Genomic DNA, 13492 nt, shown 5'->3' on the forward strand with positions numbered 1-13492 from the left:
CGCACATGACGATTTCCACCCTGGCCGATTGGCATAGCCGTTACGCAGACGGCGTACAGACGCCCCGCACGGCGCTTCATTCGCTCCACGGCGAGCTCACGAACGACGATCCTGCGTGGATTCATATCATCACGGGCCCCGAGCTGGATGCCCAGCTGGACGCGCTGGAGACGTTGCTGGACAACGCCGGCGGCGATCGCTCGGCCTTGCCGCTTTATGGCGTGCCCTTCGCGGTGAAGGACAATATCGATGTCGCCGGCCTGCCGACCACGGCCGCCTGCCCCGACTACGCCTATACGCCCACGCGTTCGGCAGCTGCGGTCGAACGGCTGCAAGCCGCGGGCGCGATTCTGCTGGGCAAGACCAATCTCGACCAGTTCGCCACCGGCCTGGTGGGCACGCGCTCGCCCTACGGCGCGGTGCCCAACGCGTTCGATCCGACCTATATCAGCGGCGGCTCGAGCTCCGGCTCGGCGTCGGTGGTCGCACGCGGGCTGGTCGCGTTCGCACTGGGTACCGATACCGCCGGCTCCGGACGCGTGCCGGCCGGGTTCAACAATCTGGTGGGCGTCAAAGCCACCTGCGGGGCGATCAGCACCCGCGGCGTGGTGCCGGCCTGTCGATCGCTGGATTGCGTATCGATCTTCGCGCTGGACATGGCCGATGCCGAGTACCTACGCACGGTATTGACCGCCTTCGATACCGAGGACGCCTATTCGCGCGCCCAACCAGCGCAGGCGCCGGCCGGCATGGCAAACACAGCCACGCCGCGGCTGGGCATTCCCGCCGAACCCGAGTTCTATGGCGACGAGGCGGCGCGCCAGGCATTCGAGGCCAGCGTGGCGCAGTGGCAGGCCGCGGGCGCCGAGATCGTGGCTCTCGATTTCACACCTTTCCAGGAAGCTGCAGCGCTGCTCTATCAGGGCCCCTGGGTTGCCGAGCGCTATGCCGCGGTCGGCGCCTTCATCGACGCCCACCCCGATGCAGCTGACCCGGTGGTCGCGGACATTATTACCGGCGGCCGCAAACCCAGCGCGGTCGATGCCTTTGGCGCGCAATACGCGCTGGCCGCGCTCAAGCGCCAGGCCGATGCGCTCATCGAAAGTGTCGATGCCCTACTGGTTCCGACCGCGCCGAGCATCTATCGCCAGGACGAAATCGCGGCCGAGCCGGTGGCGCTCAACAGCCGGCTGGGCACCTACACGAATTTCGTAAACCTGCTCGATTACTGTGCGTTGGCACTGCCGGGCGGTTTTCGTGGCGACGGCCTGCCGGCCGGCATCACGCTGATCGCCCCGGCCTGGCATGACGCCCGTCTGGCCGCACTGGGCGCGCGTTGGCAAAACCACCAGCCGTGGCCGCTGGGCACCGGCGAACGCCTGGCCTCGCAACTGGCCACGCCCGCCAGCGCCGACCCGGCGCCTCAGATGATTCGGGTGGCCGTGGTCGGTGCGCACCTGCGCGGCATGCCCTTGAACTGGCAACTCACCGAGCGCGACGCGGTGTTCGTGGAACAGACCGAAACCGCGCCGGAATACCGCCTGCTGGCGCTGGCCGGCACTACCCCGCCCAAGCCCGGGCTGATCCGCGGCGCGGACGGCGCGTCGATTCAGGTCGAGCTCTGGGACGTGCCGATCGAAGCGTTTGGCTCGTTCGTTGCACTCATACCCGCACCGCTGGGCATCGGCACATTGCAGCTGGCCGATGGCCGCGAAGTGAAAGGTTTCATCTGCGAAGGCTGGGCTGCCGAGAGCGCACGCGACGTCACCGCGTTCGGCGGCTGGCGTGCCTACATCGCAGACCAGAACGCAAAGGCGAACGATCATGGCTGAACTGGATACCGTACTTATCGCCAACCGCGGCGAAATCGCGGTGCGTATCGCACGCACGCTCGAAAAGATCGGCGTGACGAGTGTGGCCATCTATTCCGATTCCGATCGCGACAGCGGCCATGTGAGTGCCGCCGATCAGGCCATCGCCCTGGGCGGCGATAGCGCGGCCGACAGCTATCTCAACGTCGACGCCGTGCTGGCCGCCGCCCGCGAGGCCGGTGCCCAGGCGATCATCCCCGGCTACGGGTTTCTATCCGAAAACGCCGATTTCGCCCGTGCCTGCGAAGACGCCGGCATCGCCTTCGTCGGGCCCACGCCGGAGCAGATCGAACAGTTCGGCCTCAAGCACACCGCGCGCGAGCTGGCCGAAGCCGCAGGCGTGCCGCTGGCCCCCGGCACGGGTCTGCTCGACAGCCTGGACGCCGCCAAATCCGCGGCCACCGATCTGGGCTATCCGGTCATGCTCAAGTCCACGGCCGGCGGCGGCGGCATCGGGCTATCGCGGTGCAACGACGAAGCCGAGCTGGAAGCCGCCTTCGAAAAAGTCGCGCGTCTCGGGCAGAACTATTTCTCCGATAGCGGCGTGTTTCTGGAGCGGTTCATCGAATCCGCCCGGCATGTGGAAATCCAGATCTTCGGCGACGGCGCCGGCACGGTGGTCGCACTCGGCGAGCGCGACTGTTCCCTGCAGCGGCGCAACCAGAAAGTGGTGGAAGAAACCCCGGCACCGCATCTGCCGGCCGCCACCCGCGAGGCCATGATGGCGGCCGCCGTGAGCCTGGGCGAGTCGGTGAATTACCGCTCGGCGGGCACGGTGGAATTCATTTACGACGGCGCGCGCGACGAATTCTATTTCCTGGAGGTCAACACCCGCCTGCAGGTCGAGCACCCGATTACCGAAGCGGTCACCGGCGTGGATCTGGTGGAATGGATGATCCGCTGTGCCGCCGGCAACCTGCGCAATCTGGCCACCTTCGAAGCCGACCCGCAGGGCTGTGCCATCGAGGTGCGCATCTATGCCGAGCAGCCGGCACGGGATTTCGCGCCCTCGCCCGGCACGCTCACCGAGGTGGTGTTCGACGAGCACGCCCGGGTGGATACCTGGGTGGCCGCCGGCACCGAGGTGTCGTCGCATTTCGACCCGATGATCGCCAAGCTCATCGTGCACGGCAATACCCGCGACGAAGCCCTGGCCCGGCTGGCCAATGCCCTGGATGCCACGCGCCTGTCCGGTATTGCCACCAACCTCGAGTATCTGCGCCAGATCGTAGCCGACGACAAATTCTCGGCCGGCGAAGTCTCGACCGCATTTCTGGCCGACTTCGACTACGCGCCGCCAGGCGTCGAGATCGTCAAACCCGGCACCTACACCAGCATTCAGGACTACCCGGGGCGCACCGGCTACTGGCATATCGGCGTGCCGCCATCGGGGCCGATGGATGACTATGCCTTCCGGCTGGCCAATGCGATCGTGGGCAACCACGCGTCGGCCGCCGGCATCGAGTGCACCATTCTCGGGCCGGAGATTCTGTTTCATCGCGCCGCCACCATCGCCCTGACCGGCGCGCGCACCCCCGCCACGCTCGACGGCGAAGCGATCGATTTCTGGACACCGATTGATGTAGCGCCCGGCCAAACGCTGGTCGTGGGCAAGGCCGAATCCGGCTGTCGCAGCTATCTGGCGATTCGGGGCGGTATCGACGTACCGGACTATCTGGGCAGCAAATCCACCTTTGCGCTGGGCCAGTTCGGCGGCCATGCCGGCCGGCCGCTGCGCGCCACCGATATGCTCGCCATTTGCGACGCATCACGTCCCAACAACCCCACGCCCGCGCCGATTCGCGAACCGGCCGCCGCGCCGGCCGAACTCGTGCCGGACTATGCCATTCACTGGGAAATCGGCGTGCTCTACGGCCCGCACGGGGCGCCCGATTTCTTTACCGAAGAATCGATCGAACAGTTTCTGGCCACGGATTGGGAAGTTCACTACAACTCCAACCGGCTGGGCATTCGCCTGAATGGCCCCAAGCCGACCTTTGCCCGTGAAAACGGCGGCGAAGCCGGCCTGCACCCGTCCAATATCCACGACACGGAATACGCAGTCGGGGCGATCAATTTCACCGGCGACATGCCGGTAATTCTCACCCGCGAGGGACCGAACCTGGGCGGTTTCGTGTGTCCGGTGACCATCGCCGCCGCCGAATTGTGGAAAGTCGGCCAGGTCGCGCCGGGCGATACGATTCGCTTCGTACAGCTGGGCTTCGACGAGGCCATCGCTCGCCAGCGCGAACAAGACGCGGCCTGCAACGAACTGGCCGTGCCCGACACGCGCGATGCCTTGCCCATTCCGCAACCCGCCGAGACGGTCTCGCCCTGCGTGCTGGCCGAGCGCGCGGGCGAAGGCAGCCGCCCGGCGGTGGCGTATCGCCAGGCCGGCGACAGCTACATCCTGATCGAATACGGGCCGAACGTGCTCGACCTGCGTTTTCGCCTGCGGGTGTATCTGCTCATGCAGGCGCTGGAGAAAAACCCCGTCGAGGGCATTCTGGAACTCTCGCCCGGGGTGCGTTCGTTGCAGGTCAACTACGACGGCCAACGTATTCATCAGGATGCATTGATCGAGGCATTGCTGGCGATCGAGGCCGAACTACCCGAGGTGGACGACCTCAAGCTGCCCACCCGCGTGCTGCATTTGCCGCTGGCCTTCGAGGACAGCGCCACGCTGGATGCGGTGTCCCGCTATCGCCAGTCGGTGCGCGATACCGCGCCCTGGCTGCCCAACAACGTGGACTTCATCCAGCGGATCAACGGGCTGGAAACACGCGAGGCAGTGCAGGAGACCATTCTCTCGGCCAGCTATATGGTGCTGGGCCTGGGGGACGTTTATCTGGGCGCGCCCTGTGCGGTGCCGGTCGATCCGCGCCACCGGCTGGTCACCTCCAAATACAACCCGGCCCGTACTTATACCGCCGAGGGCACGGTGGGCATTGGCGGCGTGTACATGTGCATTTACGGCATGGATTCGCCGGGCGGTTATCAGCTGGTCGGGCGCACGCTGCCGATCTGGAACAAGTTCGGCCATAACGAACAGTTCACCCCAGGCGAACCGTGGCTGCTGCGCTTTTTCGACCAGGTGCGCTATTACCCGGTCGACGAAGACACGCTCACCGACATGCGCGCGGCCTTTCGGGCCGGCCGGCTGCATGCCGAAATCACCGAGGAAGTCTTCGATTTCGCCGAATACCAGCGCTTTCTCGACGACAACGCCGAGGACATCGCCGCCTTTCGCGAACGCCAGAACGCGGCCTTCGCCAAGGAAGTCGAACACTGGCAGGCCCAGGCCGATGCCGAACCGGAAGAAAAAGCCGGCCCGGCCGCGGCGCCAATCGATGACGATATCGACGGCGAAGCGGTCACGGCCGATGTGTCCGGCAATGTCTGGAAACTCCAGGTCGAACAGGGCGCGACGGTCGCCGCCGGCGACACGCTGGTGATCGTCGAGGCGATGAAGATGGAATTCAGCGTCGAAGCCCCCTGCGACGGCACGGTCAAGGCGCTGCGCTGCGAACAGGGCACGCTGGTTTCGGCCGGCGATGTACTGCTCGTCATCGAACCGAGCGAATAGTGAGCCTGCCCCGCACACCGGCCGTACCCACTGCGAACACGCGCCGCGGCCGGCGCGTGAACCTGGCCGATCGCGTGTATGCACAGCTCAAGGCCGATCTGTTCGATTTCACCCTCATGCCGGGCGATCGGCTGTCGGAAAACGAGATCGCCGAACGCACGCAGGCCAGTCGCACGCCGGTACGCGAAGCCCTGTTTCGCCTGCAACGCGATGGCTATGTCGATGTGCTGGACAAGGGCGGCTGGCACGTCAAACCGCTGGATTTCCATGCGTTCGACGAACTCTACGACGTGCGCATCACCCTCGAATGCGCGGCCGTAAAACGTCTGTGCGCGCTAGCCGAACGCCCGCCGGCCCTGGCCGGGCTGGACGAAACCTGGCAAATCGACAGCCCGGCTCGTGAAACCGACAGCACCACGCTCTGGCAACTCGACGAACAGTTTCACGCCACGCTCGTGGCCGCAGCGGGCAATCGCGAAATGGCGCGTATTCATCGCGATGTGACCGAACGCATTCGTATCGTACGGCGGCTGGATTTCGTCAAACCCGATCGCGTGGCCGCGACCTATGACGAACACGCCGCAATTTTGCGCCGCCTCGCCAACCGTCAGGCCGAGCCCGCGCAAGCACTGCTGACGACCCATATCAAGGCCAGCCGCGATGCGGTTCGCCAGATCACCCTGCACGGGCTCTACGAAGCCCGCGACACCATGCAGCGAAGCGCCGCCGACGGCGCCTCGCCCCATCGCGCATCTGCCACCACTGTAAATCCAGGGGGAACCCACGATGAAAACGAAAACACTGCATAAACTCGGCACACGCGTGCTCGCGCCCGCGCTGCTGGCGCTGGGCGTATCCACCGGCGCCCAGGCCGCCGATACGCAATGCCCGATCAAGGTCGGCGTACTGCATTCGCTGTCGGGCACGATGGCCATCAGCGAGTCCACCCTCAAGGACACCGCGCTGATGCTCATCAAGCAGCAGAACGAAAACGGCGGCCTGCTGGGCTGTCAGCTCGAGCCGGTGGTCGTCGACCCGGCCTCGAACTGGCCGCTGTTCGCGGAAAAAGCCCGTCAGCTGCTCGCCCAGGACAAGGTCGATGTGGTGTTCGGCACCTGGACATCGGTGTCGCGCAAGTCAGTCCTGCCGGTATTCGAGGAATTGAACGGGCTGCTGTTCTATCCGGTGCAATACGAAGGCGAAGAATCCTCGCGCAACATCATCTATACCGGGGCCGCGCCCAATCAGCAGGCGATCCCGGCGGTGAATTATCTGATGAACGAGGTCGGCGTGGAGCGCTGGGTACTGCTGGGCACCGACTATGTCTACCCGCGTACCACCAACAAGATCCTCAAGCAGTATCTGATGGATCAGGGCGTGGCCGAGTCCGACATCATGATCAACTACACGCCGTTCGGGCATTCCGACTGGCAGAGCATCGTCGCGCGGGTGAAAGCCTTCGGTTCGGTGGGCAAGAAGACCGCCGTAGTCTCGACCATCAACGGCGACGCCAACGTGCCCTTCTACAAGGAGCTGGCCAACCAGCAGATTTCCGCCGCCGATATCCCGGTGGTCGCCTTCTCGGTGGGCGAACAGGAACTGTCGGGTATCAGCACCGCGCCGCTGGTGGGCCATCTGGCGGCCTGGAACTATTTCGAGAGCATCGATACGCCGGCCAACGAACAGTTCATCAAGCACTGGCATGAGTACACCGGCGACGACAAGCGCGTGACCAACGACCCGATGGAGGCCACCTATATCGGCTTCAATCTATGGGTGAAGGCGGTCAAGAAAGCCGGTACCACGGATGTGGATACGGTCATCGACACCCTGCCCGGGCTCGAAGTCGACAACCTCACCGGCGGCACGGCCGAGGTGCTGCCCAATCATCACATCACCAAGCCCGTCTATATCGGCGAGATCACCGACGACGGCCAGTTCTCGGTGGTATGGGAAACCGACACGGAAGTGCCCGGCGATGCCTGGTCCGACTATCTGCCCGACAGCGCCAAGCTCAAGGCCGACTGGGTCGAGCTGGACTGCGGCCACTACAACACCGAAACCAAGTCCTGCACGGGACAGAGTTCGGCGCAGTAGGTAGTCGACGCGCTTCGACCATGACGCACCGGGCCGCAACGGCCCGGTGCTTTCGCCCCACCGAACGAATCCGCCATGGACACGACCCGAACATACCGCGCAACACGCCGGCTCGGCGCGACGCTGCTCGTGCTGGCGTTTGCGAGCAGTCTGGCGATCGCCCAGCCGGCCACAAGCGACACCACGGCGCCCGCGGATACATCCGCGCCGTCGCAGCCCTCGTCGCCCAGCCCGGCGGGCAATAGCGCTACACAAGCCACTGCCGCCGACAACGACGACAGCGAAACGCCCGGCTTCGACTATGCCGGCACCGTCGCCGCGCTGGCCGAGGCCAACTATCCGCAAAAACGGCGGATCGTGCGTGCACTGGCCAGCCATCCGCAGGCGCATACCGACGAACTGCTGGCAGCCTTCGCCGACAACCGGCTGGTTGTGCGTGAAGCCGACGGCAAGGTTTTCATCGCCGAAGACAACGGCGATACCTACGCCCTGCGCGACCCGATCACCTTGGCCAGCGCGGGCAGCGCGCCGGCACGCGATTTCGACCCGGTGCGCACCAATATCGGCCTGCGCCAGAACATCGGCGTGGCGCGTGCCCAGCTCGAGCTCGATGCCGACGATGCCGACACGCGCCTGGCCGCGGTCGAAACCATGTCGGCCAATCTCGACGACAACGCCGCCGATGCGATGCGTGCGCATCGCCCGAGCGAAACGGACGAACGCGTGCAAACCGCCATCGACCGCGCGCTGGCGATCAACGATCTGAATACCGGCGATAACGCCGCCAAGCTGGCTGCGATCGAACGCCTGGCCGGCGACAACAGCCAGATGGTCTACAACCGTCTGAACAACATGCTCATCCTCATCCCCGAGGACAGCCCCGATGCCGACCAGGCGCGTCTGCGCGCGGCAGCCGCTGCCCAGGTCGAACGCATCGACTGGTGGCGCAACTTTTACGATTATCTGGAAACCCTGTTCTTCGGCCTGAGTCTGGGCTCGATTCTGGTGCTGGCCGGTATCGGTCTGGCGATCACCTTCGGCGTGATGGGCGTGATCAACATGGCCCACGGCGAGCTGATCATGCTCGGCGCCTATACCGCGTTCGTCATGCAGCAGCTGTTGCCCGGCCATATCGGTCTGGCGCTGGTGCTCGCCGTGCCGGCGGCGTTTGTCGTCTCCGGCCTGGTGGGCATTCTCATCGAGCGCTCGATCGTGCAATGGCTGTATGGCCGACCGCTGGAAACGCTGCTGGCCACCTTCGGCGTGAGCCTGTTTCTGCAACAGCTGGTGCGCAGCGTCTTCACCCCGCTCAACCGCAGTGTCGCCGCGCCGGAATGGATGAGCGGGCTGATCCGCTTCAACGATCTGTTCGCGCTCACCGCCAATCGCCTGGTGATCTTCGGCTTTGCGATGGTCGTGTTCGCCGCGCTGATTCTGGTCATGCACAAGACCTCACTGGGGCTCAAGGTGCGTGCGGTTTCGCAGAACCGGGACATGGCCCGGGCCATGGGCATTCGTACCCAGCGTGTGGATGCGCTGACCTTCGGGCTGGGCTCGGGCGTGGCCGGCATCGCCGGCGTGGCCTTGAGCCAGCTCACCAACGTCGGGCCCAACCTGGGTCAGAGCTACATCATCGACTCGTTCATGGTCGTGGTCTTCGGCGGCGTAGGCAATCTGTGGGGCACGCTCGTATCCGGGCTGTCGCTGGGCGTGCTCACCAAGTTCATCGAACCGCAGGCCGGCGCCGTGCTGGCCAAGATTCTCGTGCTCATCTTCCTGATTCTGTTCATTCAGCGGCGACCGCGCGGGCTGTTCCCGCAGAAAGGCCGCACGGCGGAGGGCTCCTGATGCCGCGTTCGACCCGACTTTCCAAAGCGAACCACGGCCCGGTGCTGGTGCGCATGCTCGGCGATACCGGCAGTCTCGTGTTCGTGGTCGCCCTCATTGCCCTGATCGTGGCCGTGCCGCTGTGCAATCTCGTGATCAGCCCGGCCAGCGCACTGCATGTATCGGACTTCACCGTCGCCCTGGTCGGCAAGTATCTGACCTATGCGCTACTCGCGGTCGCGCTCGATCTGATCTGGGGCTATTGCGGCATTCTCAGTCTGGGCCATACGGCATTTTTCGGCCTCGGCGGCTATGCGATGGGCATGTATCTGATGCGCCAGATCGGCGATCGCGGTGTCTACGGCAACCCGGTGCTGCCGGACTTCATGGTGTTTCTCAACTGGGACACCCTGCCCTGGTACTGGCATGGCATGGATATCTTCGCCGTGGCCATGGCCATGGTGCTGTTGGTGCCCGGACTGCTGGCGCTGGTGTTCGGCTGGCTGGCGTTTCGCTCGCGGGTGACCGGCGTGTATTTCGCCATCATCACCCAGGCGATGACCTATGCCCTGATGCTGGCGTTCTTTCGCAACGAAATGGGCTTTGGCGGCAACAACGGCCTGACCGACTTCAAGGACATCCTCGGCTACGATCTGTCATCCGACGGTACCCGCGTAGGCCTGTTCGTGGCCTCCGGCATCGGCCTGCTCGCGGGGTTTCTGCTCGCGCGCTTCATCGTGACTTCGCGCGCCGGGCGCGTGCTCGAAGCCATACGTGATGCCGAAAGCCGTACCCGCTTCACCGGCTATCGCGTGGAGCTTTACAAGGTATGGATCTTCACCATTTCGGCCATGCTTGCGGGCGTGGCCGGCGCGCTGTACGTGCCCCAGGTCGGGATCATCAATCCGAGCGAGTTTTCGCCCATCGCCTCCATCGAAGCCGTGGTCTGGGTCGCCGTGGGCGGGCGCGGCACGCTCTACGGGGCAGCGCTCGGCGCGGGCGTGGTGAATTTCGCCAAGACCTGGCTGACCGGCGCGTTTCCCGATATCTGGCCCTATGCACTGGGCGCGCTGTTCGTGGCCGTCACCCTGTTCCTGCCCAAGGGGATCGTCGGTCTGGTTTCACAGCTGCGGCAACTGGTGTTGCGCAAGGACGCGTCATGAAAAAACCGGCCCTGCTGGAAAGCTTTTCCGATCGCTCGCGGGTATTCGATTTCGTCAACCGGCCGGCCGTCGGCGCCAAACCGGACGTACGCCACGGCACGATTCTCTATGTCGAAGACATCACCGTGAGCTTCGACGGCTTCAAGGCGCTGGACGCGCTCACGCTGTATATCAACGCGGGCGAACTGCGTTGCATCATCGGGCCCAACGGCGCCGGCAAGACCACGATGATGGACGTGATTACCGGCAAGACCCGCCCCGACGCCGGGCGGGCCTGGTTCGGCCAGAATATCGACCTGCTCAGCCTCGACGAACCGCGCGTTGCGCAGGCGGGAATCGGGCGCAAGTTCCAGAAGCCCACGGTGTTCGAAAACCATACCGTGCACGAAAACCTGGAGCTGGCCATGGCGGGCGCGCGCGGTGTGTGGCCGGTGCTGTTCGCCAGACTCAGCGGCGAACAGGCCGCGCATATCGACGAAACACTGGAACTCATCGGCCTGGACGAGCGCCGTCACACGCTCGCCGGCGCCTTGTCGCATGGCCAGAAACAATGGCTGGAAATCGGCATGCTGCTCATGCAGGAGCCCGAGCTGCTGCTGGTCGACGAACCGGTGGCGGGCATGACGCCCCAGGAAGTCGAACGCACCGCGGAGCTGCTCGTACGCCTGGCCGGCAAGCGCTCCGTCGTAGTGGTCGAACACGATATGGAATTCGTGCGCTCCATCGCCAAGACGGTGACCGTGCTGCACGAAGGCCGAGTGCTCGCCGAGGGCTCGATGGATGCCATTCAGAACGACCCGAAGGTCGTGGAGGTCTATCTCGGTGAGTAATGCCGCACGCAAGACCGAATCCGCACCGAGCCTGACGATACGCGGGCTCGACCAGTATTACGGTGGCAGCCATATCCTCTGGGATGTGGATCTCGACGTCACCCCCGGTGCGATCAGCTGCCTGATGGGCCGCAACGGCATGGGCAAGACCACCTTGCTCAAGACCATCATGGGGCTGGTGCCCGCCAGCGGCGAAATTCGCTTTGGCGACGTCAACCTGCTCGACCTGGCCGCCGACAAACGCGCCGGCCTGGGGATCGGCTATGTGCCGCAGGGCCGCGAGATCTTCGGCCAGCTTTCGGTCGCCGAAAATCTGGAACTGGGGCTGTATGTACGCCGCGATCGCTCACGCGCCGCGCTCGATCGCGTATTCGAACTGTTTCCCGTGCTCAAGGACATGCGCAGCCGGCGCGGCGGGGATCTCTCCGGCGGCCAGCAGCAACAGCTGGCCATCGCCCGGGCGCTGGTGTTCGACCCCACGCTGTTGATTCTCGATGAACCCTGCGAAGGCATCCAGCCCAATATCGTCGCCCAGATCGGCGACACGCTGGAAAAACTCAACCGCGAGGATGGCCTCACCGTGCTGCTCGTCGAACAGAAACTGCCCTTCGCCCGTCGCGTGGCCGACGAGTTCCGCATTCTCGACAACGGCCGGCTCGTCGCCCAGGGCGACATCGACGAACTCACCGACGATATCGTCAACAAGCACCTGAGTGTGTGACATATCGGCATTGCCTGGCGGGCGTACCCTGGCTTGGATCTTAGCCGCGTAGGTTGGCGTAGGTTGGCTTAGGCCGCAGGCCGTAAGCCAACATGGGATTGCCTCGATGGCAGTGCGAGGCACGTCGCCAGGTTGGGTCGCCGGGCTGCGTTCTTTGTTAGATTACGCTGCGCTAATCTAACCTACGGTCTACGGCCGCGAGGCTTTACCGAAGCGCTGTCGATGGGTTTGGGGCGGAGGCCGAGACGGCCGGCGCCGGCTTCACGCCAAAACGGCCTGGACCTCGTCTGCCCAGGCCAACCAACTTTCGGTATTCAGAATGCCGCGCCGAAGCGCCAGATACTGCAAGCGATAGCGATGGGACAAGGTGTCTGGGTCCGCAAAATAACGTGCTTCGATGGCACGGTACGTTGCCAGTTGCTCGCGCCAGGTCTGGCGATGTGTATCCAGTTCCGCGCACAGGCGCGGCGATGATACGAGATCGCCGGCAAACAACTTCACCAGTAACGGATCGCGGGTCGCCGGCCGCGCAGCTATCTGTTCCACCCACGCACCCAGCGCTTCGATGCCGGCGGCGGTAATCGCATATCGCTTGCGGTCGGGCTTGCCCGCCTGCGACTCGACCGTCACCGAAAGCAACCCTTCTTTTTCGAGCCGCGCCAGTTCGCGATAAACCTGCTGATGATTGGCCGACCACACATGCGCCAGGCCTTCGTTGAAGCGCCGGGTCAACGCATAACCCGTGCTGGGTGTTTCGTCGATCGCGGCCAGGAGCGCGTAACGCAGGCTCATGAGATACCTTTTCGGGCCATGGAATCTGCGCAGTTTATATGCAACTTGTTTTATATGCGAACCGGCGTCATGATATGAATCAAGTTGCATATGAGCGATGCTATGACCGCGACTCCGCTGCTGACGGCTTCTCTGGCGATCCAGTTACACGTGCTGGCTGCATTGCTCGCGCTCGGCGTGGCGATCGCGCAATTCGCGCTGCCCCGTGGCACGCCCCGTCACCGCGGGCTTGGCTGGGTCTGGATCGCACTGATGACGTCGGTCGCGCTGTCATCGTTTTTCATTCATGAAATTCGGCTGATGGGCCCCTGGAGTCCGATTCATCTGCTTTCGATTCTGACCCTGGTCACACTCGTAGCCGGGGTTCGCGCCATTCGTTCCGGCAACGTGCGAGCCCATCGCCGCAGCATGCTGTCGTTGTTCGTCTTCGCACTCATTGGCACAGGCGCGTTCACCTTCATGCCGGGCCGCATCATGTACGCGGTGGTATTCGGGCCTTGATTGCCGCCCCGGTGTCGGGATCGAGGCTACGGGCTGCGTTCTTTGTTGGATTACGCTTCGCTAATCCAACCTTGTATGTTGATAGCCAGCGCCTGATACGCGAC

10 protein-coding genes are annotated in these 13492 nt (G+C 64.3%); 9 read left to right on the forward strand and 1 reads right to left on the reverse strand.

The window, feature by feature from the left end:
- Positions 1 to 5: 5 nt before the first annotated feature.
- From atzF to urtE, 8 genes are all read left to right on the forward strand, one after another.
- Positions 6 to 1832 carry an allophanate hydrolase gene (gene atzF, locus S4A8_RS18305; RefSeq protein ID WP_353221245.1) on the forward strand — a complete coding sequence of 609 codons (1827 nt, stop codon included), beginning with the start codon at positions 6 to 8 and terminating at the stop codon, positions 1830 to 1832.
- Positions 1825 to 5457, forward strand: coding sequence for an urea carboxylase (gene uca / locus S4A8_RS18310; RefSeq protein ID WP_353221246.1), 3633 nt, complete (start codon positions 1825 to 1827; stop codon positions 5455 to 5457). Before atzF ends, uca begins: the two co-directional genes overlap by 8 nt.
- A complete protein-coding gene (locus tag S4A8_RS18315) occupies positions 5457 to 6266 on the forward strand; it encodes a GntR family transcriptional regulator (RefSeq protein ID WP_502950759.1) in 810 nt (269 codons plus the stop codon). The genes uca and S4A8_RS18315 overlap by 1 nt, the downstream gene beginning before the upstream one ends.
- Positions 6244 to 7554: an urea ABC transporter substrate-binding protein gene (urtA, locus tag S4A8_RS18320; protein ID WP_353221247.1), complete on the forward strand. Its 1311-nt coding sequence runs from the start codon at positions 6244 to 6246 to the stop codon at positions 7552 to 7554. The genes S4A8_RS18315 and urtA overlap by 23 nt, the downstream gene beginning before the upstream one ends.
- A gap of 75 nt (positions 7555 to 7629) precedes the next feature.
- Complete coding sequence (gene urtB, locus S4A8_RS18325; protein WP_353221248.1) at positions 7630 to 9402, forward strand: urea ABC transporter permease subunit UrtB; 1773 nt, start codon at positions 7630 to 7632, stop codon at positions 9400 to 9402.
- A gap of 53 nt (positions 9403 to 9455) precedes the next feature.
- A complete protein-coding gene (gene urtC / locus S4A8_RS18330) occupies positions 9456 to 10544 on the forward strand; it encodes an urea ABC transporter permease subunit UrtC (protein ID WP_353221255.1) in 1089 nt (362 codons plus the stop codon).
- Entirely contained in the window at positions 10541 to 11374 is an 834-nt protein-coding gene (urtD, locus tag S4A8_RS18335; RefSeq protein WP_353221249.1) for an urea ABC transporter ATP-binding protein UrtD, read from the forward strand. Before urtC ends, urtD begins: the two co-directional genes overlap by 4 nt.
- A complete protein-coding gene (gene urtE, locus S4A8_RS18340) occupies positions 11367 to 12095 on the forward strand; it encodes an urea ABC transporter ATP-binding subunit UrtE (protein WP_353221250.1) in 729 nt (242 codons plus the stop codon). The genes urtD and urtE overlap by 8 nt, the downstream gene beginning before the upstream one ends.
- A 261-nt stretch (positions 12096 to 12356) precedes the next feature.
- On the opposite strand, the gene S4A8_RS18345 is transcribed toward urtE, so the two are convergent.
- A complete protein-coding gene (locus S4A8_RS18345) occupies positions 12357 to 12887 on the reverse strand; it encodes a PadR family transcriptional regulator (protein ID WP_353221251.1) in 531 nt (176 codons plus the stop codon).
- A gap of 102 nt (positions 12888 to 12989) precedes the next feature.
- Between S4A8_RS18345 and S4A8_RS18350 the strand changes: the two genes are divergently transcribed.
- Entirely contained in the window at positions 12990 to 13388 is a 399-nt protein-coding gene (locus S4A8_RS18350; RefSeq protein ID WP_353180556.1) for a DUF2306 domain-containing protein, read from the forward strand.
- Positions 13389 to 13492 lie beyond the last annotated feature (104 nt).

Origin of the sequence: Salinisphaera sp. S4-8 (assembly GCF_040361235.1) — a bacterium.
In the GTDB taxonomy this organism is placed as follows: Bacteria; Pseudomonadota; Gammaproteobacteria; order Nevskiales; family Salinisphaeraceae; genus Salinisphaera.

Bases quoted from the DNA above. Each gene is read 5' to 3' on its own strand.
- atzF (WP_353221245.1), top strand. From the start codon at position 6: ATGACGATTTCCACCCTGGCCGATTGGCATAGCCGTTACGCAGACGGC.
- S4A8_RS18350 (WP_353180556.1), top strand. From the start codon at position 12,990: ATGACCGCGACTCCGCTGCTGACGGCTTCTCTGGCGATCCAGTTACAC.
- urtC (WP_353221255.1), top strand. From the start codon at position 9,456: ATGCTCGGCGATACCGGCAGTCTCGTGTTCGTGGTCGCCCTCATTGCC.
- urtA (WP_353221247.1), top strand. From the start codon at position 6,244: ATGAAAACGAAAACACTGCATAAACTCGGCACACGCGTGCTCGCGCCC.
- urtD (WP_353221249.1), top strand. From the start codon at position 10,541: ATGAAAAAACCGGCCCTGCTGGAAAGCTTTTCCGATCGCTCGCGGGTA.
- urtB (WP_353221248.1), top strand. From the start codon at position 7,630: ATGGACACGACCCGAACATACCGCGCAACACGCCGGCTCGGCGCGACG.
- S4A8_RS18345 (WP_353221251.1), bottom strand. From the start codon at position 12,887: ATGAGCCTGCGTTACGCGCTCCTGGCCGCGATCGACGAAACACCCAGC.
- uca (WP_353221246.1), top strand. From the start codon at position 1,825: ATGGCTGAACTGGATACCGTACTTATCGCCAACCGCGGCGAAATCGCG.